The sequence below is a fragment of the Micromonospora sp. Llam0 genome (genome assembly GCF_003751085.1).
Classification (GTDB): Bacteria; Actinomycetota; Actinomycetes; order Mycobacteriales; family Micromonosporaceae; genus Micromonospora_E.
The window spans coordinates 5,959,446-5,981,320 of the sequence record NZ_RJJY01000001.1; the positions used below are offsets into that span (position 1 = coordinate 5,959,446).

At 70.0% G+C, this 21,875-nt stretch carries 21 protein-coding genes and 1 pseudogene; 14 read left to right on the forward strand and 8 right to left on the reverse strand.

Annotation, left to right across the window (positions count from 1 at the left end):
• Window positions 1-8: 8 nt before the first annotated feature.
• A complete protein-coding gene (locus EDC02_RS25735; protein WP_123604170.1) occupies window positions 9-1,235 on the reverse strand; it encodes an MFS transporter in 1,227 nt (408 codons plus the stop codon).
• Window positions 1,236-1,559: 324 nt separating this feature from the next.
• On the opposite strand from EDC02_RS25735, the gene EDC02_RS25740 reads away from it, so the two are divergent.
• The 13 genes from EDC02_RS25740 (at window position 1,560) to EDC02_RS25790 (ending at window position 13,978) form a co-directional block, all read left to right on the forward strand.
• On the forward strand, window positions 1,560-2,318 hold the full coding sequence (locus tag EDC02_RS25740; protein ID WP_123604171.1) for a ferritin-like domain-containing protein: 759 nt from the start codon (window positions 1,560-1,562) through the stop codon (window positions 2,316-2,318).
• A 214-nt stretch (window positions 2,319-2,532) separates the two neighbouring features.
• Window positions 2,533-4,404 (forward strand): RiPP maturation radical SAM C-methyltransferase, encoded by a 1,872-nt coding sequence (locus tag EDC02_RS25745; RefSeq protein WP_123604172.1) that lies wholly within the window; start codon window positions 2,533-2,535, stop codon window positions 4,402-4,404.
• A gap of 1 nt (window position 4,405) precedes the next feature.
• Window positions 4,406-4,954 (forward strand): DUF5825 family protein, encoded by a 549-nt coding sequence (locus EDC02_RS25750; RefSeq protein WP_123604173.1) that lies wholly within the window; start codon window positions 4,406-4,408, stop codon window positions 4,952-4,954.
• Between the two features lie 12 nt (window positions 4,955-4,966).
• Window positions 4,967-6,220 (forward strand): cytochrome P450, encoded by a 1,254-nt coding sequence (locus EDC02_RS25755; protein ID WP_123604174.1) that lies wholly within the window; start codon window positions 4,967-4,969, stop codon window positions 6,218-6,220.
• 124 nt (window positions 6,221-6,344) lie between these two features.
• Entirely contained in the window at window positions 6,345-7,094 is a 750-nt protein-coding gene (locus EDC02_RS25760) for a GAF and ANTAR domain-containing protein (RefSeq protein ID WP_123604175.1), read from the forward strand.
• A gap of 82 nt (window positions 7,095-7,176) precedes the next feature.
• Entirely contained in the window at window positions 7,177-7,905 is a 729-nt protein-coding gene (locus tag EDC02_RS25765; protein ID WP_123604176.1) for a GAF and ANTAR domain-containing protein, read from the forward strand.
• A gap of 148 nt (window positions 7,906-8,053) precedes the next feature.
• Window positions 8,054-8,833 carry a SigB/SigF/SigG family RNA polymerase sigma factor gene (locus EDC02_RS25770; protein WP_158632302.1) on the forward strand — a complete coding sequence of 260 codons (780 nt, stop codon included), beginning with the start codon at window positions 8,054-8,056 and terminating at the stop codon, window positions 8,831-8,833.
• Between the two features lie 121 nt (window positions 8,834-8,954).
• Window positions 8,955-9,128: a hypothetical protein gene (locus tag EDC02_RS40990; protein ID WP_199757767.1), complete on the forward strand. Its 174-nt coding sequence runs from the start codon at window positions 8,955-8,957 to the stop codon at window positions 9,126-9,128.
• On the forward strand, window positions 9,125-10,141 hold the full coding sequence (locus EDC02_RS25775) for a glycosyltransferase family 4 protein (RefSeq protein WP_123604178.1): 1,017 nt from the start codon (window positions 9,125-9,127) through the stop codon (window positions 10,139-10,141). Before EDC02_RS40990 ends, EDC02_RS25775 begins: the two co-directional genes overlap by 4 nt.
• 92 nt (window positions 10,142-10,233) lie before the next feature.
• Window positions 10,234-10,659 (forward strand): hypothetical protein, encoded by a 426-nt coding sequence (locus tag EDC02_RS42885; RefSeq protein ID WP_370461493.1) that lies wholly within the window; start codon window positions 10,234-10,236, stop codon window positions 10,657-10,659.
• Window positions 10,660-10,710: 51 nt separating this feature from the next.
• Window positions 10,711-11,436 (forward strand): glycosyltransferase, encoded by a 726-nt coding sequence (locus EDC02_RS42890; protein ID WP_370461494.1) that lies wholly within the window; start codon window positions 10,711-10,713, stop codon window positions 11,434-11,436.
• Window positions 11,433-12,485 (forward strand): glycosyltransferase, encoded by a 1,053-nt coding sequence (locus EDC02_RS25785; protein ID WP_370461495.1) that lies wholly within the window; start codon window positions 11,433-11,435, stop codon window positions 12,483-12,485. The genes EDC02_RS42890 and EDC02_RS25785 overlap by 4 nt, the downstream gene beginning before the upstream one ends.
• Window positions 12,482-13,978 (forward strand): glycosylase, encoded by a 1,497-nt coding sequence (locus EDC02_RS25790; RefSeq protein WP_123605143.1) that lies wholly within the window; start codon window positions 12,482-12,484, stop codon window positions 13,976-13,978. The genes EDC02_RS25785 and EDC02_RS25790 overlap by 4 nt, the downstream gene beginning before the upstream one ends.
• An 88-nt stretch (window positions 13,979-14,066) precedes the next feature.
• Here EDC02_RS25790 and EDC02_RS42895 read toward each other — a convergent pair whose 3' ends face one another.
• From EDC02_RS42895 to EDC02_RS25800, 4 genes and pseudogenes are all read right to left on the reverse strand, one after another.
• Complete coding sequence (locus EDC02_RS42895) at window positions 14,067-14,351, reverse strand: hypothetical protein (RefSeq protein ID WP_370461496.1); 285 nt, start codon at window positions 14,349-14,351, stop codon at window positions 14,067-14,069.
• A gap of 25 nt (window positions 14,352-14,376) precedes the next feature.
• Window positions 14,377-14,613, reverse strand: a pseudogene (locus EDC02_RS42900) (DUF5994 family protein); the annotation flags it as partial.
• A gap of 2 nt (window positions 14,614-14,615) precedes the next feature.
• On the reverse strand, window positions 14,616-15,683 hold the full coding sequence (locus EDC02_RS25795) for an acyl-CoA desaturase (protein WP_123604179.1): 1,068 nt from the start codon (window positions 15,681-15,683) through the stop codon (window positions 14,616-14,618).
• A 311-nt stretch (window positions 15,684-15,994) separates the two neighbouring features.
• Window positions 15,995-16,573, reverse strand: a complete 579-nt coding sequence (locus tag EDC02_RS25800; RefSeq protein WP_123604180.1) for a hypothetical protein — start codon at window positions 16,571-16,573, stop codon at window positions 15,995-15,997.
• Between the two features lie 728 nt (window positions 16,574-17,301).
• Here EDC02_RS25800 and EDC02_RS25805 point away from each other — a divergent pair.
• On the forward strand, window positions 17,302-18,216 hold the full coding sequence (locus tag EDC02_RS25805; RefSeq protein ID WP_123605144.1) for an AfsR/SARP family transcriptional regulator: 915 nt from the start codon (window positions 17,302-17,304) through the stop codon (window positions 18,214-18,216).
• Here EDC02_RS25805 and EDC02_RS25810 read toward each other — a convergent pair.
• The 3 genes from EDC02_RS25810 to EDC02_RS25820 are packed head-to-tail and all read right to left on the reverse strand — an operon-like array spanning window position 18,213 to window position 21,866.
• Window positions 18,213-19,478, reverse strand: a complete 1,266-nt coding sequence (locus EDC02_RS25810) for a cytochrome P450 (RefSeq protein WP_148083625.1) — start codon at window positions 19,476-19,478, stop codon at window positions 18,213-18,215. The genes EDC02_RS25805 and EDC02_RS25810 overlap by 4 nt on opposite strands.
• Entirely contained in the window at window positions 19,468-20,637 is a 1,170-nt protein-coding gene (locus EDC02_RS25815) for a cytochrome P450 (RefSeq protein WP_123604182.1), read from the reverse strand. The genes EDC02_RS25810 and EDC02_RS25815 overlap by 11 nt, the downstream gene beginning before the upstream one ends.
• Window positions 20,634-21,866, reverse strand: a complete 1,233-nt coding sequence (locus EDC02_RS25820) for a cytochrome P450 (RefSeq protein ID WP_158632303.1) — start codon at window positions 21,864-21,866, stop codon at window positions 20,634-20,636. The genes EDC02_RS25815 and EDC02_RS25820 overlap by 4 nt, the downstream gene beginning before the upstream one ends.
• Window positions 21,867-21,875 lie beyond the last annotated feature (9 nt).

The following is a 21,875-nucleotide window of genomic DNA, read 5'->3' on the forward strand; positions in this document are numbered from 1 at the left end:
GGATATGGTCAGGATGTGGGTGCGGTCACTCGCCGGGAAACCACGGTGACGGTGCCGAGGAAGGCCACGGCTGCGAAGCAGATCAGGGTGGGCAGCACCCCCCAGAGTTGCGCCGCGACGCCAGCGAGCAGCGATCCGACCGGCACCGCCAGCACCGCGAGCGCCCGGCTCAACGCAAGCACCCGGCCCAGCAGCGGGCCGGGGACCACGGACTGCTGCAACGACACCGAGGCGATCAGCCAGACCGTGGCGCAGTACCCGAAGATCGTCTCGTAGACGATCAGGGTCAGCACCGACGGCGTGACGGCGGCCAGCGGGATCAGCATCAGGGCGGCCCCGGCGAGCGGGGCGAAAACCGGGACCACCCGGGGGTGGCCGAGCCGGGCGATCACCCGTCGCGCGGTGGCCACGCCGGCGACGGCGGCGACGCTGTTCACCGCGAAGGTCAACCCGAGCACCCACGGCGACAGGTCGAGGACCCGGTAGGCGTACAGCACGTAGAGGCCGCCGATCGCGGACCCGCCGAGGTTCAGCGCGGCGGCGGTGACCGCGATCCGGACCAGCTCCGGGCGACCGCGCAGCGCCGCCACCCCGTCGCGCAACGCCCGTAGTGGATGTTCCGGCACCGGCGGTGTCCCGCCCGGCCGGGGCCGCAGTGCGGCGAAGCCGACGGCGGCCAGCGCCTGCGCTGCGGCGTTCGCCGACATCGCCAGCGCCCCGCCGAGGGTCTGCACCAGCCAGCCGGCCAGCGCCGGCCCGGCGATCTGGCCGGCCGACTGGGCACCGGCCAGCGCGGCGTTCGCCGGCACCAGCCGGTCCGGTTCGACCAGTTGCGGCACGGTGGCCTGCAGGCCGATGGTGACCAGCCCACCGAGGATGCCGGACAGGCCGGCCACGGCGTACAGCAGCGGCAGGGAGAGCGCTCCGGCCAGCGCGGCGACCGGTACGGCCAGCACCACGGCGGCGGTGCCGGCGCTGGCGGCCATGAGCAGCCGGCGCCGGTCGACGACCCGGTCGACGACCACCCCGAGCAGCGGTGCGGCGAGCGCCTGGGCGCCGTACTCCAGGGCGAACAGGGTGGCCGCCGCCACCGGCGAGGCGTGCAGCGCCACCACCGCCACGGTCGGCAGGGCCAGCGCGGCGACGTGGGTGCCGACGACGCTGGCGGCCTGAGCGGCGACGGCCGGGCGCAGCGGTCGATCAACCGCGATCGACGTGATGAGACGGCCGGGCATGGGCACCACTCCTCGGCTCGGTCGGTCGAGTCACCTTCCCACAGCCACGGTCGCCATCGAAAGTCACGGTGATCAAGGTAAATACCCTTAGCCCGCTCCACTGGTCGCGAACCGACCACCGGCCGTCACGGTAATGCTTGCCGTTCCGACGTGAGGTCATTTATGCTCATCACATCGTGCGCCGCAGACGGCGCACATCCTCGCCGACGCACACGAACCAGCGCACCGAGAAATCAGCGCACCGACGAATCAGCGCACCGAGAATCTCCTGCTTGTCGTAATCCCGTGACCGACGCTGGGCGGCAAGCCTGTGGGGAGTCGCCAATGGCACTCATCGATGCCGACGATCTTGATCGCAACGAGTTGGCGTACCGCGTCTTCGGCGTGACCCGCGACAAGACGCCGTGGCGCGCCGCGGACATCATCGCCGGCGGGCCGGCGGACCCCAGCTGGGAGCGGGCCGAGCTGGCCTGGCGGATGTCCTCGCGCGGCTACTACGCCGAGCAGGCCGGGCTGGTCGCCGCCGCCACGCTGGCCGCGCAGACCGAGGACGCGCCGCTGCGGTTCAGCCTGGCCCTGGCCACCGCGGACGAGGCCCGGCACGCGGACGCGTTCTACCAGTACGCGAAGCTGGCCGGCGGCGGCGAGCCGGAGCCGGAGGCGCCCGAGCTGATGGAGCCGCTGGACACTGCGCTGGCCCGGCTGCCCTACATGGGCCGGGCGCTGGTGCACACCATGCTGGAGGGGTTCGCCGCCGACGAGTTCATCCTGCTGCGCGAGGTGTTCGCCGGTGACCCGCTCGGCCTGCTCTACCACCACGTACGCCGCGACGAGATTCAGCACGTCGCGATCGGCCTGAACTACCTGGCCCGCGAGTCCACCACGGGCGAGGGGCGCGAGCTGTGGCGCGAGTACGGGTCGCAGTGGCACGAGATCGGCATGCGACTGACCTACCTGGACAAGATCTCGGTGTCCCTCGCCGAACTGACCGGCCGTGAGCCCGACCGGCTGCGGCACTGGTTTCTCCGCCGGCACCGAGCCCGCCTGAGCGCCGGTGGAGTCGACATGGACGGAGGGAGGTGAACATCTTGACCATCAAGAAGGTCACTATCAAGACGCCGGCCCACGGCACCTGCAAGTACCTGGTCCCGACCCGGAAGGCCGAGAAGTGATCGCGGCCGGCGAGGCGCGGGTAAGACCGCGTGGAGGGCCGAAGACGTGATCGGCCGGATGGGGCGGTCCCGCCCCATCCGGCGTACCTCGGTACGACGCGCTCACCAGCTGAAAGGCCCGACCGATGTCCGTATGTCTGGTCGCCATGCCCTGGCAGGCCATCGAATCACCATCACTGCCGATCGGGTTGCTCAAGGCGATGACGGTCGCCACCGGGCGGCCCGCCCCGACGGCGTACCACGGCAGCCTGCGCTGGGCCGAGTTCCTGATGGAACGCAGCGACGGCGAGCTGAGCCCGGCCGACTACACCGAGGTCGCCGAGGTGGGCCTGTTCGACGGCCTCGGTGACTGGGTCTTCGCCGGGGTGCTGCACGACGACCCCGAGTTCGGCGTGCAGACGCTGCGCCGCTACGCGGCCGAGTACGGCACCGGCATCGCCGGACCGACCGCGATGCGCCAGTACGCCGCCGACTTCGTCGAGCTGGCCGCCGCCGAGATCCTCGCCACCGATCCCCGGCTGGTCGGCTTCACCACCACGTTCATGCAGAACGTGCCGAGCCTCGCGGTCGCCCGGCGGATCCGCCAGCTCGACCCGGGCGTACGGATCGCGTTCGGGGGCGGCAACTGCGACGGCGCGATGGGGATCGCCCTGCACCGCAACTTCCCGTTCGTCGACTTCGTGGTACGCGGCGAGGGCGAGGTCGCGTTCCCGATGCTGTTGGACGCACTCGACGCTGGCGACAACCTCGACGCTGGCGACGAGCGTGACGCCCGACTCGCGCGGATACCCGGGCTGTCCTGGCGCCGGGCCGACGGCAGCGCGCGGCACAACCCGCAGGGCGCGCTGCTGCCCCCGGCACGCATCCCCACCCCGGACTTCGACGACTGGTTCGACCAGCTCGCAGCCTCGCCGGTCGGCGAGTACATCGAGCCCAAGCTGGTCCTGGAGGGCGCCCGGGGCTGTTGGTGGGGCGAGAAGCACCACTGCACCTTCTGCGGGCTCAACGGCACCGCGATGACGTTCCGGGCCAAGCCCGCCGAACGCATGATCGCCGAGATGACCGAGCTGGTCGGCCGGCACCAGACCCTCGACGTGATCATGGTCGACAACATCATCGACAACCACTACTACGCCGACTTCCTGCCCCGGGTCGCCGCGCTCGGCTGGGACCTGCGGCTGCACTACGAGGTGAAGTCCAACCTGCGGCCGGCCGAGATCGACGCGCTGCGCGCCGCCGGCGTGGCCCACGTACAGCCCGGCATCGAGTCGCTGGTCAGCCCGGTGCTCAAGTTGATGGACAAGGGCGTCGCCGGCGTGCACAACGTACGGACCCTGCGCGACTGCGAGTCCGCCGGCCTCACCGTGTCGTGGAACTGGCTGTACGGGTTCCCCGGCGAACGCCGCGTCGACTACGACTCGGTGCTGCGCCAACTCCCCCGGCTGGTGCACCTGCAGCCGCCGGCCGGTTCGTCGCGGATCCTGCTCGAACGGTTCAGCCCGTACTTCGAGAACCCGGTGCTCGGCTTCCCGACCCGCCGCGCCGCCCGGCTCTACCAGCACGTCTACGACCTGCCCGAGAACGAGCTGGCCGACCTGGTCTACCTGTTCGACACCGAGCCCGCCGGACTGTCCGAGCAGGACGCCGAGCCGCTGAACGAACTGCTCAAACGCTGGACCGACGGCTATCCGGCCAGCGCGCTGCAGCTGCTCACCGGCCTGGACGCCGACGAGATCGTGATCGCCGACCGGCGGGTCGGCTGGCCGGACCGCGAACACCGCATCGCCGACCCCCGGCTGCGCCGTGCCTACGCCGAGCTGGAGCACGGCCGTACCGTCACGGCCCTGGCCGGGCGGCTCGCCGCCGCCGGACTGCCGGTGGAGACCGACCAGCTGGCGCGGTGGCTGGCCGAACTCGACGACGCCGGGCTGGTCTTCGAGGAGAACGGCCGCTGGATCACCCTGGCGACCGCCGTCGAACCGGTCAAGGTGGCGTGAGATGAGTACGGCGACGCTGCTCACCGACCGTACCGACCTGGCCGCCTGGTCGCTGCGGACGGTGACCCTGCCGGAGCCGCTGGACTTCGGTGACTCCCCCGAGCAGGACCTGGCCCAGTTGCGGTTCCTGCGCGCGGTGACCAGCCACGCCGTACGGCTGCGCTGGACCCTGCGCGGGCGGCCGTCGCTCCCGCTGGACACCCACGTGCACCTGGTCGCGCCGTCGGCCGGCACCGACCAGGCCAGCCGGGCCTACGCCGGTGAATGGGGCCTGGCCTACCGGTACGGCAGCTGCTACTACCGTCGCGGGCCGGGAATGGTGGTGGTCAAGGACGTCCGGCCCGGGGTCGAGGCCAGCCGGATGGTGATCACCGACGGGGCCGACGCGTTCCTGCGGCTGGCCGAGGACCCGTCCGGGGTGCCCGCACCGGGTGATGTCGACGCGGCGGCCGTCGCCGTCGAAGTCGGGCTGGCCTGCGCGGCCGGCGACGCGGTGCTGATCCTGCCCTACCGGATGCGGCACTGGCCGGTGCCGCACGTGGCGGTGTGAGGCAGCCCGGCGATGACCGCGTCCGCACCACACGACCCGCAGCCGCACGACGAGCCGCAGCCGCACAAGCCGCCGCTGTACCCGTTCCGCGACTACGACGAACTGGCGCTGGATCCCAGGTTGGCCCGGCTGCGCGCCGAATGTCCGGTGTCCCGGATCCGGCTGCCGTACGGCGGCGACGCCTGGCTCGCCACCCGCTACGCCGACGTGACGACGGTGCTCGCCGACCCCAGGTTCAGCCGGGCCGCCGCCTGCGGCCCGGACGTGCCCCGGCAGACCGAGTCGCCGCCGGTGGCCACCACCATCCTGGACCTGGACCGGCCCGAACACGGTCGGCTCAGACGCATCGCCGCCAGCGCGTTCGCCCAGTGGCGCATCGAGCGACTGCGCCCGTACGTCCGGCAGGTCGCCGCCGAGCGGATCGACGCACTGCTGGCCGGCCCCTCACCGGGCGACCTGTACGCGACGGTCGCGCTGCCGGTGCCGCTGACCGTGCTGTGCCACGTTCTCGGCGTACCGCTGGCCGACCGTGAGCGGTTCCGCGCCTGGACGCATGCGCTGCTGATGCCCGGGCCGATGCCGGCCGACGAGTTCCGGTCGGTCACCGCCGCGCTGGAGGACTACCTGCGGGAACTGATCGCGTACCGCCGCGAGTCGGCCACCGACGACCTGCTGAGCATGCTGGTCCGGGCCACCGACGACGGCGACCGGATGACCGAGCAGGAGCTGGTGTCGTTCGGCGTGACCCTGCTCGCCGCCGGGTTCGAGACCACGGCCAGTCAGCTGGCCAGTTCGGCGTACCTGCTGCTGCGCCGCCGGCACGTGTGGGAGTCGCTGTGCCGGGAGCCGGACCGGGTGCCGGCGGTGGTCGACGAGCTGCTCCGGTTCGTGCCGCTCAACGGCGGCAGCGGGCTGCCCCGGGTGGCGACCGAGGACGTGGTGCTGGGCGGCGTGACGGTCCGGGCCGGGGAGGCGGTGTTCGCCTCGACCATCTCCGCCAACCGTGACGACGAGGTGTTCCCGGAGGCGGACACCTTCGACCCGGACCGGCGCCCGACGGCCCGGCATGTCACCTTCGGCTACGGCCCGCACCGCTGCCTCGGCGCCTGGTTGGCCACGATGGAGATCCAGGAGGTGGTCGGCGCGCTGGTCGCGGCGGCGCCGGGCCTGCGGTTGGCCGACCCGGACGGAGTACGGTGGCGCGCCGGGACCATCGTGCGCGGCCCGCTCGCGCTGCCGGTCGACTGGCGACGGTCACGAGGCTGACCTGACGGCTGCTCGACCTCGCGCTGCGTCGCATTCGAGAGTACGGTGCAACCGTTGCCCGGACTCCCGGCGGCCGCAGGACGCTCAACTACTTCAGACAATCTGAGTTGGAGTCGGGTCGGCAGTGGGCAGGGACACCCCGGAGTACGGCGATCCGATGCACTCCGGTCGTCGGATGCGGCTGTGGACCGCGGTACTCGAGGCGGCACGGGGACACACGGTCGAGGTCGATCACGTCTGTACGGCGACGGTGTCGGTCGCCGGCGTCGACTCCGCCGCCCTCGCGGTGATCCTCAACGCCACCCCGCGTGAGCTGCTGCACGCCACGGCCCGGACCGCGTCGGAGCTGGAAGACCTTACCCTCACCCTCGGTGAAGGGCCGGGCGCCGACGCGATGAGCGGCGGCCCCGTCCTGGTGGCAGATCTGACGGCGACCGAGTGCCGGCACCGCTGGCCGGTGTTCGCGCCAGCGGCGCTGCTCACCGGGGTCCGAGCGGTGTTCGCTCTGCCGCTACGGATCGGCGGGATCCGGCTAGGTGTCCTGGACCTGTACCGGGCCCACGCCGGCGGCCTCGGGGCCGAGCAACTGGCCGATGCGCTGGTCCTGGCGGACCTGGCCTGCGCGGTGCTGCTCGGCCACCGGGTGGACCGCGATGATCCGCGGCCGGAACGGATCGGCTTGCAACATCCCGAGGTACATCAGGCGACCGGGATGGTAACCGTTCAGTTGGGAGTGACTGCGGAGGTGGCGCTCACCCGTTTGCGCGCCTACGCGTACTCCCATGACCGGCGCCTCCAGGACGTGGCAGCTGACATCGTCGCCCGGCGCTTGCGTCTCGAACCTGCCAGGACACATGGTGATCGGGGTGGATGAGCAACAAGGTGATGCGAGGGCGGCGCGTCCCAGACCCTCCGTCAGACGACCGGCGGAACCACTGATCGACGAGGTGACTGAGATGGCCGAGACCCAGCTAGCCGCTGTCTTCGTGGAGATGGCCGACACTCTCGTCGACGATTTCGACGTGATCGAGTTCCTGCACGTGCTCACCGAACGGTGTGTCGAGCTGTTGGGTGTGTCGGCGGCAGGGCTGCTCCTGACCGACGAGCGGGACACGTTGCAGGTGGTCGCCGCGTCGTCCGAACGCACCCGGTTGTTGGAGTTGTTCCAGCTGCAGACCGACCAGGGCCCATGTGTGGACTGCTTCCGTACCGGCCAACCGGTGTCGGTGACCGACCTGCCTACCGCCGATCGGTGGCCGAGGTTCACCGCTGCCGCGGCCGAGGTCGGTTTCGCCGCGGTGCACGCCCTGCCCATGCGGCTGCGTACCGAGGTCATCGGTGCGCTGAACCTCTTCGACGTCCGGCCGGGTGCCCTCGACGAGGGTCGGCTCCGTATCGGTCAGGCGCTCGCCGATGTCGCCGCCATCGGCCTGCTGCAACAGCGCGCCATCCTTCGACGCGACATCCTCACCGAACAGCTTCAGACCGCGCTGGACAGCCGCGTCCTGATCGAGCAGGCCAAGGGGGTCCTGGCCGAACGCCTCCAGGTGGATGTGGGCCAGGCGTTCGCGATATTGCGCGACGGCGCCCGCAGCCGCAACCGACGTCTGGCCGAGCTGTCCCAGGCGGTCCTCGACGGCACCGAGCAGCTGTTTCCGGGACCGGTCGCCAACCGGCCCGGCTGACGACCAACGCAACAGCCGACCCCCGCTTCCGGAAGCGCGGCTTCCAGGGGTGTCGGTCGGGGAGCTGAGGGCGTACGGTGGCTGTGTCGCCCGGGTCCCCGGTGGCTGCCGATCTCGCCGCCACCAGCCCGTGAGGGGTGCACAACAGATGGCTACCCCCATCGCGACAGCAACCGCCCTTTCACCGCCCGCGACCAGCGAACAGTTGCTGCGCCGACGTGCGTCTCTGTCCCTGGACGACCCCGACCGTGCGCGGCTGCGGACCCGGATCATCGAGGCCAACCTGCCGCTGGCCGGTCGACTGGCCCGCCGCTACACCGGCCGCGGAGTGCCTTACGAGGACCTCGCGCAGGTCGGCGCGCTTGGTCTGATCAAAGCCGTCGACGGGTACGACCCCAACCGGGGCGTGCCGTTCGTCAGCTACGCCGTACCGACCATCCTCGGCGGCATCCGTCGACACTTCCGCGATACGGCCTGGGCGATCCGGGTGCCGCGCTCGGCCCAGGAACTGAGTGCCCGGGTGCTCAGCGCCTGGGGCGAGTTCAGTCAGCAACGGGGCCGTCAACCTACTGACGACGAACTCGCCGACCATCTGGAGGTGACCGTCGCCCAGCTCACGGCCGCTCTCGTCGCCGCCGAGGTCTATCGGTTGCCGTCGCTGAACCAACCTCCGCCCCGCTCCGACGGCCCCGAGCGTGCCGATCTCATCGGCACCGATGATCCGGGATACCAAGCCGTGGACGACCACCTGACACTCCGGCTGGTCCTCGCGTCGCTTCCCCCGCGCGAGCGGCTGATCCTGGCCATGCGCTTCTACGGCGACCTGACCCAGGCGCAGATCGCCACCCGGGTGGGCTTGTCCCAGATGCACGTCTCACGGCTGTTGAGACGCTCCCTGGCGCAGCTCAGAACAGGGATGCCCCGTTGACCGGGCGTCGTCGTCTCGGGCTACGGCTGCGGCGGACCCTCGGGCTTCGACTCCGGTGGGCCGTCGAGGGCCGCGCGCTGCCGCAGGTGTTCACTCCGAACGGCTTCATGAGGAGCATCCCTTGAGCATCGCCAGGCAACGAATCGTCACGGCTCTACGCGAGCGCGGTCAGCAGATCAGGGCCGACTGGGTCGAGCGGGAACTGCCCGAGCGGGTCGATCCCGACAAGCATGTCGGGCTCCTCACGACCCTGCGTCTCGATCCGGCCGACCTCACCGACCGGTCAGCGTCGTGAGGGTGGCTCTGCTCGGGCCGGTAGCCTGGCGGACACCCCCGTACCACTACGGCCCCTGGGAGCAGGTGACCGGTCTGCTCGCCGAAGGACTGGTCGCGCGCGGGGTGGACGTGACTCTGTTCGCGACGCTGGACTCGGTCAGCTCAGCCGCCCTCGACGGTGTGTGCCCACGGGGGTACGCCGACGACCCGGTTATGGACGGCCGAGTGTGGGAGGCGATGCACGTCTCGCACGCGTTGGCTCGCTCCGGCGACTTCGATGTGGTGCACAGTCACCTCGACTGGCTGCCGCTGGCCTTCGCCGGACACTGGCGCTCCCCGCTGCTCACCACTGTTCACGGCTTCTCGGGGGCCGGTAGCTTGCCCGTCTACGCCTCGGCGCGCTCGTCCTACGTGTCGACGATCTCCGACGCGGACCGGCGCGCCGGTCTGGACTACCTCGCCACGGTGTACCACGGTGTCGACCTCACCGGATTGCCGTTCACCCGGGACCCCGGTCCCGGACTGGTCGTCTTCGGACGTATCCATCCCGACAAGGGCATCCGCACCGCGATCGAGATCGCCCGCCGCGCGGGCCGGCCGCTGACCATCTGCGGCGTCGTGCAGGACGAGCGATACTTCGCCGAGCAGGTGGCCCCGCACGTCGACGGCGACCAGGTCGTTTTCCTCGGCTCGGTCGGCCCCCGACGACGTGCGGAGATTCTGGGCTCGAGCACCGCCCTGCTCCACCCGATCGCCTTCGACGAACCGTTCGGACTTTCCGTGGTCGAGGCGATGGTCTGCGGCACACCGGTCGTCGCGTACCGGCGGGGGTCCATGCTGGAAGTCGTCGACGAAGGCGTGACGGGACGTCTCGTCACCACCGTCGATCAGGCCGTCGCAGCCGTCACCGAGGTCGCCGCCCTCGACCGGGCGGACTGCCGGAAGCGGGCCTGCCAGCGCTTCGGCGCAGACCGGATGGTCACCGACTACCAGGCTGTCTACGACGAACTCACCCGTCGGCAGCGCCCCTGAGAAGACCGAGCGACCGCAGGTGTACCCGACCACACGGTCACGGGCGTATCCCGCCGATGAATCCGTTCCGTCGGCCACACACGCTGGCCGACGTGCGCCGTCACCGCGTGAAGGCCGCCACCGTACCCGGCGGCCGACAACCGAAAGGCCCGACGCTCATGCCCAGCTACGGGTTCCTCAGCACCCACCCGCCGACCCGGTGCGGCCTGGCCACTTTCAACTCCACCCTCGCCGCCCACCTGACCGCCGACGGCACGCGCGGCGGCATCGTCCGGGTTATCGACCGCGGCGGCGACCAGCGGGCCGGGCCCGAGGTCGTGCACACCTGGTCGACGCACGGTTCGGCCGGGTGGCGGGACGCCTCCGACGTCCTGAACACCTTCGACGTGGTGATCGTCCAGCATGAGTACGGCATCTACCCCGGCGCCGACGGGGAGGACGTACTGCCGTTGCTGCGCTGCCTCAAGGTGCCGAGCATCGTGGTCCTGCACACCGTGCTCCGCCGGCCCTCCGCCTGACAGAAGTTCCTACTGGAGCAGATCGTCACGGCCGCCGGGGCGGTCGTCACGATGACCGGCACCGCTCGTGCACGGCTGCTCGTCGGCTACACCGTACGTCCGGAAAAGGTCACGGTCATCCCGCACGGCGCCGCCGAGCACGTCGGCGTGCCCGCCGACCGCCGTACCCGCCCGCACCTGCTGACCTGGGGACTACTCGGTCCCGGCAAGGGCATCGAGTGGTCGTTGCGGGCCCTCGCGCGGTTGCAGGACCTGGACCCGACCCCCACCTACACTGTGGCGGGCCGGACCCACCCGAAGGTGGTCGAGCACCGCGGTGAGGCGTACCGGTCGGGACTGCACCGGCTCGGTGCGCAGCTGGGCATCGCGCACACAGTGGACTACCAGGACGCCTACCACGACCAGCTCACCCTCGGCCGGTTGATCCGTTCCGCCGACGTGGTCGTGCTGCCCTACGACTCTCACGAACAGGTCACCTCCGGCGTGCTGATCGAGGCGGTGGCCGCCGGGATTCCGGTCGTCGCGACGGCGTACCCACACGCCGTCGAGCTGCTCACCGACGGACCCGGTCTGGTCGTACCTCACCAGGACCCAGCGGCGCTGGCCGCCGCCATCCGACGAATCCTCACCGAACCGGGCCTGGCCGCCCGGCTGGCCGGCCGCGTCCGACCGCTGGCCGCTGACCTGCGGTGGCCGGCGGTGGCTGCCCGCTACGAAGCCCTCGCCGAGCGGCTCGTCGCCGCCCGTGCCGCCACGGTCGGCGCGGTGTCGGCGTGACCGCGACCGTCGACCCTCCCCGCCCGCCGGTGCGCGGTCTCCGGCCCGCGCCGCCCCGGCCGAGTTTCACCCATCTGAGCCGGATGAGCGACGACACCGGCCTGTTCGAGCACGCCCGGCACGCTATCGTCCGCCGCGGGCACGGCTACTGCACCGACGACGTCGCGCGCGGCCTGGTCGTCACCAGCCGCGAGCCGGAGCCGACCGAGGCGGTGCTCAGGCTCGCCGAGTGCTACCTCGCCTTCCTGACCCATGCGCAGGACGGTGGCGGCGCCTTCCACAACCGGCTCGGTCACGACCGGCGCTGGACCGACCAGCCCGGCCTCGGCGACTGGTGGGGACGAGCGTTGTGGGGGCTGGGCACCGCCGCCGCGCGCAGTCCCGCAGCCTGGATCCGCGAGGAGGCGCTGGTCGCGTTCAGCCGGGGCGCCGTACGGCGCTCCCCGGCACCGCACGCGATGGCCTTCGCCGGGCTCGGTGCCGCCGAGGTGCTGCGTCGCCATCCGGCCCACGCCGCCGCGGCCACGCTGCTGACGGACGCGGCCACCACGGTCGGCGCCCCCGGACCGGATCCGCAGTGGCCCTGGCCGCAGCAGCGGCTCACCTACGCCAATGCGGCCTTCGCCGAGGTCGTCATCGCCGCGGGCAACCTGCGCCACGGCGGTCGACGCCTCGACGCCGGTCTGCGGATGTTGGCCTGGCTGCGCGACATTCAGGTCCTCGATGGGCGGCTGTCGGTCGTCCCCGCCTGCGGGTTGCGGCGCGGCGCGGCGCGGCTGCGCCACGACCAGCAGCCGATCGAGGCCGCCGCCTTCGCCGACGCCTGCGCGACCGCCGCCACGGTCACCGGTGACCCCGGCTGGGAGACCGGGGTGAACTTGGCGGTCGGGTGGTTCCTCGGCGACAACGACACCGGCGTGGCGATGTGGGATCCGGCGACCGGCGGCGGCTACGACGGGCTGACCGCGCACGGGCCGAACCGCAACCAGGGTGCCGAGTCCACCCTCGCCCTCATCTCCACCCTGCAGCACGCCGGCCGGTGGTCATGACCCTGACCGTCCGGCAGGACATTACCCTCACCCCGGACCCACGCCGGGTCATCGTCAAGCTCTTCGTCCCCGGTGAGGACGACGCCGTGGTACGCAGCCGGGCGCGGGCGCTCATCGACCGCGTCGCGCACCTCGACGACGCGGAGACCGGCCGGCTGCTGAGCGACACCTACGACCGCTTCGGCGGCCGGCACCGCGACCTGGATGTCACCTTCCACCACCACTACGACCTCGTCCGGCACCGGATCGCCCGGGCACAGGACCTGTCCCCCACCACCCGGCTCCTGGTTGGTGCCTACTTCAGCCACGAGTACGCGGTCGAGGCCGCCGCGCTGTGCAATCCGTCAGTGGTCGATCATCCAGACCAGACCGGTCTAGGCGCGGGGCAGTTGCGTGTCGCGGTGAGCCTGCGCCAGATCGGTGAGGGGCACCTGTCGTCGATCGGGTTCGCCGTCGCCGTCCTCGGACCCGGCCGCCGGCTCACCATTGTCGACCGGTCCGGTCCGTTGGTCGTCGGGCAGCGGGTAGGCGTACGGCACCGCCGGGATCTGCTCGCCGCCGGCCTCGCCGAGGAAGACTGCGACAACGAGGTCACCGCCACCGTCCTGGACACGCTGCCCGACCGGTACGACGAGGCCGCCTTCGAGCGGGTGCTCGGCCAGTTGCCACCGGACCTGCTGGCCCGCAGCACCGGCCCCGGAACTCTCGAACGTCTGCGCCGTACCAACGCCGCCAGCTACGCCACAGCCTTCCCCGCCGACACGGCACTGCACCAACGGGTGCTCTGGCCCACCACCCCGGCGGAAAGCAACGGCTTGGAGGACGCCCGCTTCGTTCGGTTCACCCACGAGTCGGAAGCGGTGTACCGGGCCACCTACACCGCTTTCGACGGACGGCGCATCGTCACCCGCATGCTGGCCAGCTGCGACCTGCGCCGCTTCGAGATCACCCCGATGCGCGGGCCGGGCACCCGCAACAAGGGCGTCGCGCTGTTCCCCCGTACTGTCGGCGGGCGGCACCTTGCCCTGTGTCGCACCGACGGTGAGACCATCGGCCTGACCTGCTTGGCCGCAGACAACCAGTGGCAGGCTCCGGTTCCGTTGCACGCCCCCCGCGACAGCTGGGAACTCGTCCAGGTCGGCAACTGCGGATCTCCGATCGAGACCGACGCCGGTTGGCTCGTGCTCACCCACGGGGTCGGCCCGATGCGCCGGTACGCCATCGGCGCGCTCCTGCTCGACCTGGATCGACCGGAACGGGTCGTCGCGCGGCTCCCCGGCGCGCTGCTGGCCCCCGAGGAATCCGACCGGGACGGGTACGTGCCCAACGTCGTCTACTCCTGCGGCGGGCTGATCCATGACGGCGATCTGTGGCTGCCGTACGGAGCGAGCGACGCACGGGTCGGGTTCGTCACAGTGCCGGTGGCCGACCTCCTCGCGGCGATGACGGCGCCACCGCTGCTCCGGGACGGACCGGCAGGGGAAGCTGGTTGACCTGATGGTCGTACTCGGCCGCTGAACCGGTCGGTGGGGGCGTCCGTCAGGCGACAGCCGTCACGCCGGGTGGCTTCGAGCAGCCCGGTCAGCTCCGAGACACGGGCGGGCGAGGGTTAGGTATGGCCGTGCTCCCGCCCTCGTTGTCCCATACTGCGCTCGGATCGGTCGCCGCTGTCGGCGGCGGTGGCGCGGATGTGCCGGTGAGAACCTCGGGCGCGTGCAGGGTGTTCATCGGGTCGGCTGCGGCGGTCATCGCCTGCTCTGCCGCTGCGGTTGTGCTGCCCGGCGGTACGACGAGCAGGTCGAGTTGGTCTCCGCGGTCGGTGGTGGCGATCAACAAGGCGGTATCCAGTGATGCGAGCCAGCCCACCCGGACCGCGTCCGTGCCGACTGCGAAGTCGACGGAATCGGCTGCCCCAAACGTCGTCGTTGAGCATCACGTTCCGGATGCGTCCGTAGCGGCTGGACAAGGCCAGGAGGAGCCCGGGGAGTTCGGCCATCGGGTCCCAGGAGCGGGGCCACCACCCGCCGTCCAGGACGGTCCGGCTGGCTCGGACAGGGGCGAGTACCAGTCGAGGTCGCGAGGGCGGCGAGGACGAGGTCACGGTGGCCCGCTGTATGGCGGTAAGCATGGTCAGCTCTCCTGCGCGCGGAGTGGGGGGTCGGCGGATTGCCGTCCGACCTGGTGCAGGTGGCGTAGGACCTGCCGGTACGAGGCGAACACGCCGGTCTCGGCGTAGCTGACGCCGTGCTCGGCGCAAAACCTGCGGATCAGATGCTGCGAGCGGCGCAGGTTGGGCCGCGGCATGCTCGGGAACAGGTGATGTTCGATCTGGTAGTTCAGCCCGCCGAGAACGAAATCCGTCAGCCGGCCGCCGCGGATGTTGCGGGAGGTGAGCACCTGTCGACGTAGGTAGTCCAGGTCGTCGTCGGCGGTCAGCACGGGCATGCCCTTGTGGTTGGGGGCGAACGAGCAGCCCATGTAGAAGCCGAACAGTGCCTGGTGGACCGCGATGAACGCGATCGCCTGCCAGGGTGGGAGCACCAGGAACACCACGGCCAGATAGGCCACGGTGTGCACGGCGAACAGGGTGGTCTCCAACGCCCGGTCGGCGCGCGACCGCACCGTCGGCCCGGCGAGTGCCCGCACGCTGGCAACGTGCAGATTCAGCCCTTCCAGCAGCAGCAGGGGGAAGAACATGTACGCCTGCGCCCGCCGCCAGAGCCGGAGCGCCCTGCTGCGCAGTGGGGCGTGCCACCCGGTGAAGACCAGCACGCCTGGTTCGATGTCGGGATCGCTGCCGACTTCGTTGGGATGAGCATGGTGACGGTTGTGCTTGTCGATCCACCACCCGTAGCTCAGCCCGACGCCCAGGTTCCCCAACGCCACGCCGAGCAGGTAGTTGGCGCGCCTGGTCCGGAAAATCTGCTTGTGGCCGGCGTCATGGCCGATGAACGCGACCTGGGTGTAGACCACCGCCAGCAGTGCTGCGACACCCGGTTGCCACCAGGACGGACCGACCACCACGAACGCTACCCATGTTCCGGCGAACGCCAGCACGGTGAGCGTGACCTTGAGTGTGTAGTAGCCCGGTCTCCTGTCCAACAGACCAGCGGCCTTGACTCGTTTCAGAAGCTTCCCGTAGGCGCTACCCCGCGCCGCGCTGGCAGGCCGGCCGGTGACCGAACCAACGGTCGTCATGGTCGTTCCTTCCGGTCAGTCACTGGCGCCACGACAGGTGGGACGTAGCGGCACCACCCTTGTCCAGACGAGTACGACGTACCCACCGCTCCCGTGCCGAAGGTTCCGAAGGCCCAGCTGGCCCAGATCCCGCGTTCGACGTCGGTGTTCCTTCCCCGTTCCAGGTCTTGTACACATCGAAGAAGAGGTTGGATAGCCAGCCCTTGGAAGTCACGGCAGACGCGGTCTCCGGCGCGGCCACCGGTCAGGCCCTAGGTATGCAGCCGAGTGGTCGTCGGTCAGCTCTGTGCTGGGGTAACGGAAGCTGCAGCTCAGGTCAACCGGAGCGACCGCTCCCAGTCCACCGCCACTCGGTCGGGGTCGACTGGATCCACCTTGACCTGCAGCACCCGGCCGGGGGCCACCGACCCGGCAGACGAGGCATCCAGGTACTCGCCGGTCTTGACCAGGTATCGGGCACCGTCCGGTCGGACGACCTCCAGCTCCAGGTAGACCAAGTGGCGGAACTGACTGGCCCGGTGTGCGGACGCGAGGAACTGCACCACCGCTGTGGTCGGCACCCCAGCGGCGAGCACCGCCTTCTTGTGCCGGGTGGCACGCTGGGCGATCCGGGAACGTTCCAACGGCCGCCCGACCGTGTCGCGCCGCGCCGCCATGGCCTCGACCGCGCGTGGACGGGACTCAGGCGAGCGGTGACGTAGCCGGAACCGCAGCCAGACGAACACCAGCAGCCCGCAGCAGACCGCCAGTGGCGCACCCACCAGCACCCACCACAGCGGCGCGTCGTCGACCACGATCGCCGCCGCCGACAGCGCGAATCCGGTCACCGCCCCGCCGTAGACCACCACTCGGAGCGTCCACGTGCTGATCCGGCTCGGTTCGTCGACCACGACGCAGCAGCGTAACGACTGTACGCAAGCGAGGCCGGCGAACCCGAGCGCCAGGGGTTCGCCGGCCGCTGGAGCACGGCCACCAAAGATCCAATACAAATAACGTTGACCAGATAGATCATCGGCAATCTTGCAAAACGAGACAAGGCGCGCAGCCTTGGATTGCGACTCAGTCCACTGGGATACCATCGGACCAGTCGGCCGCAACCTGGGTAGCGCCACGATGCCACTCAGCGGACTCCCGCCGCAGTGAGGACAGACCAGCCGAAGCGCGGCCAAGGCCCAGAGCCATACAGCCGAAGCGTCACCGAGGCACCGCAGAGGGTTACCCCCCTGCCGATCGGGTGCTATGGTCGAGGAGCGTTGCCGACGGGGGTGCCTGGAGAATACCGACGGGAGTGTTCAACTCGGGCTCTTTAGACAACGGCGTCTTATGCCCGTCGAAATGCATCGAAATCGATCTTCTGGCGACCGGCACCACGACACGTACGACCATTCTGTCGGATCGACCGGTGCGGCTTCGCAGGGACCAGTGATGGCGGGGGAGCCTGACGCCACCCGTCCAGATCTAGATACCGCGGTGGCCGCCCGCGCTGTGGCTTTTTGTGGTGTCGGTCGGGTTCTCGCCGCGAGATGTGCGTTCGAGTCTTCCAGCTCGGACCGTGCCGCCGACACGAATTCTCGCAGACCGAGAGCTGGTCCGCGTTCTTTGCACTTGGGGAGTGACCGTGCGTATTGCAATCCTAGGCCCGCTAGCTGCGACTCACCACGGTCAGCCCGTCGTTCCCACCGCCATCAAACCACGAACAGTTCTTGCCGTGTTGGCGGCGCATGCCAATGACGTAGTTCCGGTGGACATTCTGATCTCCGAACTTTGGCCCGAGTCGCCGCCCAGACATGCCCGTACCACCATCCAGACGTACATTCTGGGCCTTCGCAAACTGATGCAGAGTGCCGCCGCCGCCGCAGGAGAAGCTGACGATGCCAAGCAGGTCCTCGTGACGACTCCGGCCGGCTATCTGCTCCGCGTACGCCGCGACTCGGTCGACGCCGGCCACTTCGAGCGGCTCGCCAACATCGGGTACCGGACGCGGGAACGGCAGGAGCATGCAGCCGCCGCCCGGGCCTTCGCCGAGGCGCTCAGCTGGTGGCGGGGGCCCGCCCTCGCGGACGTCCAGGCCGGCCCGCGACTACGGCTGTACGCGCAGAACCTGAGCGAGGGTCGGCTCAACGCCCTCTCCTGCCGGATCGAGGCCGATGTACGTCTCGGGCGACACCACGAACTCATCGGCGAGCTGTCCGTGGTCACCTCGCAACACCCCACCCATGAAGGCCTAGTGGCGCACCTTATGCTCGCCCTCTACCGGTCGGGCCGCCGGTGCGAGGCGCTGGAGGCATACCAGCGACTCCGCGCCAACCTCACCGACAAGCGCGGTTTGGAACCCTCGCCAGCTCTGCGTCGCCTGCACCGTTCGATGCTGAGCGCCGACCAGGCGACGACGAACCTGATCGAGCCCTGGCAGGGCACCCTGGGGACACTGGGTGCGCCCGGGGCGCAGGGCACGCCACAGCGGTCCGTACCACAGCAGCGGATCCCGACCGACGTCGCAACCGCACCGTGGTCGGTGGGTGGCCCGGGCTAGGCCCTGCCCGTGCTCCCCCGCTCGGACCCCGGGTCGGCTCGGCCTCCCGTCGGCCGGTCCGCCACGCGGTACGGAAACGCCCGGGCCGTCTGCGCGAACCCGTCGTCAGTCAGCCGAAGGCCCGACACATCCGGGTGAACGCGAACGGCGCCTACCAGACCAACCAGCCCTGCCACCACCTGCAACCTGGCACTGGCCGCACCGAGGCAGTAATGGGCACCCTTGCCGAAGGTGATATTGAGGTTGCGGCTACGTCCCGGGCAGAAAGCGAGGGGATCGGTCATTCGGCCCGCATCGCGATTGACGGCCACCAAATCGACGACCACCGCCTCACCGGGACGCAGCCGGACACCGAGACAGTCGCAGTCCCCCAGCACCCAGCCGTACACACCGAGGAAGGGCGGCGACAGCCGCATCGCCTCCTCGGCCACGTCCGCAGCGTCAACCGTGCCCTCTCGCAACAAGGCCAACAGCGCGGGATCGCCATACACGGAACGGCAGGCCACGGCAGTGCCCGTCGTCACCTGGGGCACACCGGCCGCCAGCAGCTGCGCCACCGCAGCCACGTCGCCCCACGGGTCCGGTCCCTCCGCCGCGGCGTGTGCCTGGAAACTCGCCACCACCGGCGTCACCGCCGCGCCGGCCGTCAACTCGTCCATGGCCGCCCGCAGATAGCGCAACGCGGTGCTGAACGCCGCCGCCTGGCGAGCTGGCAGATCCAGGACACCGCGCGAGCGCGCATGGATCACCAGCATGATGACCCGGTAGACCTTTGCCAGCATCGGCCACCGGGCAGGGGGGAAACCCATCAGCCGCAACGTGCTGTCCAGGCAGAACGGCTCGATGAAGTCGGCGACCAGGTCGCCAGCGGACGGCAGCGCAGCGGCCCGGGCCGTGGCCAGGTCGACGAAGGTTGTGGCGAAGTCTGCGACCGCAGCGGGGGCGTACGCGCGACGCAGGTGCCGGCCAAAGGCCGGATGGTTCGCCCCTCGTTGGTACCACAGCTCGAAGAACTGGGTCACGGACGGAACCTCTTCGGGCGTAGGCAACGGTACGGGCACCCGGTCGGGCGCCAGCTCCATCCCGACGTGCGAATCCCGCAACACGATGTCGGCGAGGTCGTGGCTTCGGACCAGCCATTGCTTCGTGTCGGCGCGCCAGGACAAACCGGCGGGCAGGGCCGGTGCACCGTCCGTGGGGTCGCCTGGTGCGCCGACCGGAGAAGCCGCAGCTGCCGGGCACTGGTCCGGTTCAGGCGGCATCGTCGCTCCCGATCCGGTAGGGGATCGCCCGTACCTCCTTGAGGTTGTTACTGGTGTCGATGCGGACAGCCGCAATGTCCACTTCCAGTTCGGGCGCCCCGTGGATCAGCTGGCGCAGACCGGTGGCGATCTGCAGCCGTGCGCTGTGCGCGCCCAGGCAGTAATGCGTGCCCTTGCCGAAGGTGAGCAGCTCGCTGGGCCGGACCGGGCAGCCCTGGGCCGGGTCGGCCGCAGGGTGGTGGCTGAGGTTGACCGCAGCCGTGTCCACCGCGACGATCGTTCCGGGCTGCAGTTGAACGCCCAGACAGTCGCAGGGCTGGCTGACGAACCGGAAGATGTTGCCGAACGGTGGGTTCTGTCGCAGCACCTCCTCGGCGATCTCGCCGGTGTCCACCATCCCGCGCAGGATCGACTCCCGCAGGTGCGGAGACGACCAGACCTCGCGGCACGCGATGCTCGACCCCACGATCATCGGCTCGATTCCGGCCATCAGGAGTTGCCCGATCAGGGCGGCGATGGGCCAGCTGCTGGAATCGACTGTGGCGAGCTGGCGGGCCGCCGCCAGGAACGGTTGGGTGCCGGGGCCGGCGAGTAGCTCATCGGTCAGTCTCTTGAGATAGAGCATGGTGGTGGCAAAGGCTGTCTGCTCCCGATCACCGTACTCGGTGACGCCCAGCAGTTGCTGTTTGAACAAATGGATCACGAGCCGAGAGACCTTGCCCAGGCGGCTCCACTCCTGCTCAGGTACGCCGAGCATCAGGAAGGTGCTGTGCGTCAGGTAAGGCGACAGGTAGTCACGAGACAGGTCGCCCCGGGCAGGCATACCGGCCACCAGCCGGTCCGCCTCGGCCCGGAAAGCCGCATTGAACTCCTGCACCGTCCGAGGAGTGAACACCTTTCGTAACTCGCTGTTGAACACAGCGTAGTGCTCACTGACCGTGTACCACATCTCGAAGAACTGCGTGATCGTCGGCGCATGTCCTGGTGGGGGCAGCTCGGCCGGCCGGCCCGACTTGCCGTGGTCGACGCCCGTGATGATGTGCTGGTCGCGAAGCACGATCTCAGCCAGCCGCGGATCACGGACCTGCAGCCGGCCCCGGACGTCGTCCCAGAGCAAACCGGCCGGGAGCGTACTGCCGGCCAACGGCGTGGCGTTCATCGCTCGTCCCCAGAGGTGGTCAGCCGTAGTTCCCTCGGGTAGTACGTGAACAGATTGCTGGCCAGGACCACGTCGGAGAGGTCCTCTGCGGGGCGGAGGTACGGGAACCGCGCCAGTACCCGGGAGATGCACTCCTGCATCTCGCTCCGGGCGAGGGCCGCGCCGAGGCAGTAGTGCGGGCCATGGCTGAAGGCGAGCTGGTTGGTCGCCGACGGCCGAGTGAGGTCCAGCACGTCGGCGTTCACGCCGAAGACTGAAGTGTCACGGTTGCCCGACCCGAGCGAGACGAAGACCGTGGCACCGGCCGGGATTGTCGTTCCGCCGACCTCGATGTCGGCGGTGGCGTACTTCGCCACCGCGAACCCGGTGCCCATCTGTGCCCATCGCAGCAGTTCGTCCACTCCGGTGCCGATCAGCTCGGGACGTTCCCGTAGCAGGGCCAGCTGGGTGGGGTTGAGGAAGAGTGCGAAGAAGGCGTTGCCCAATTGCACGGCGGTGCTCTCGTACCCGGCCATGAGCAGCAATATCACAGTGGAAATCAGCTCCTCGGTGGACAACTGTGACTGGTCCTCGTCTCGAAGCGTGATGAGCCGGCTCAGCAGGTCTTCGCCGAGGTCGCGGCGCTTGCGCGAGATGAGCCGGGCCGCGTACCGGCCGATACCGCTGATCGCCTCGCCGAACTCGACGAACGACGACTGCATGTCCCGGCGGGTGATCTTGGCCGCGAGCTCCACGAACTCGGGCCGATTCTCGACCTCGATGCCGAGCAGGTCGCTCATCACCCGGATGGGCAGCTCGTAGGCGAAGTCCGCCATCAGGTCGAACTGGTCACTCCGCACGGAGATCCCGTCCAGGATCTCTTCGACATGCGCGGCGATACTCGGCCGCATCGCGTCCGCCTGCCGCTGGGTGAACGCTTTCGCTACGATCCGCCGCCAGCGGGTGTGTCCCGGTGGCTCGGAAATCGAGGATCCGAACGTGAACGTGGGACTTGACCGGTCGGCCTGGTATCCCGTGTCGACCCGAGCCGCGCCCGCCCGGTTGATGGAACGGCTGAAGCGGGGATCGACCAGGGCTGTCCGGACATCCTCGTACCGGGTGACCACCCAGGCCGGGTCGCCGCTGGCCAACTTCACCCGGGTCACCGGGGCATGTTCGCGGATCCATGCCCACTGTGGTGGCTCCACGAATGGCTTGGTGCGGGTGAACGGGTAGGGGGTGGCGGTCACGTCCATGAT

Bases quoted from the DNA above. Each gene is read 5' to 3' on its own strand.
- EDC02_RS25750 (WP_123604173.1), top strand. From the start codon at position 4,406: ATGAGTACGGCGACGCTGCTCACCGACCGTACCGACCTGGCCGCCTGG.
- EDC02_RS25755 (WP_123604174.1), top strand. From the start codon at position 4,967: ATGACCGCGTCCGCACCACACGACCCGCAGCCGCACGACGAGCCGCAG.
- EDC02_RS25795 (WP_123604179.1), bottom strand. From the start codon at position 15,683: ATGACGACCGTTGGTTCGGTCACCGGCCGGCCTGCCAGCGCGGCGCGG.
- EDC02_RS25740 (WP_123604171.1), top strand. From the start codon at position 1,560: ATGGCACTCATCGATGCCGACGATCTTGATCGCAACGAGTTGGCGTAC.
- EDC02_RS25810 (WP_148083625.1), bottom strand. From the start codon at position 19,478: ATGCCGCCTGAACCGGACCAGTGCCCGGCAGCTGCGGCTTCTCCGGTC.
- EDC02_RS25815 (WP_123604182.1), bottom strand. From the start codon at position 20,637: ATGAACGCCACGCCGTTGGCCGGCAGTACGCTCCCGGCCGGTTTGCTC.
- EDC02_RS25735 (WP_123604170.1), bottom strand. From the start codon at position 1,235: ATGCCCGGCCGTCTCATCACGTCGATCGCGGTTGATCGACCGCTGCGC.
- EDC02_RS25790 (WP_123605143.1), top strand. From the start codon at position 12,482: ATGACCCTGACCGTCCGGCAGGACATTACCCTCACCCCGGACCCACGC.
- EDC02_RS25765 (WP_123604176.1), top strand. From the start codon at position 7,177: ATGGCCGAGACCCAGCTAGCCGCTGTCTTCGTGGAGATGGCCGACACT.
- EDC02_RS42890 (WP_370461494.1), top strand. From the start codon at position 10,711: ATGACCGGCACCGCTCGTGCACGGCTGCTCGTCGGCTACACCGTACGT.
- EDC02_RS25770 (WP_158632302.1), top strand. From the start codon at position 8,054: ATGGCTACCCCCATCGCGACAGCAACCGCCCTTTCACCGCCCGCGACC.
- EDC02_RS25745 (WP_123604172.1), top strand. From the start codon at position 2,533: ATGTCCGTATGTCTGGTCGCCATGCCCTGGCAGGCCATCGAATCACCA.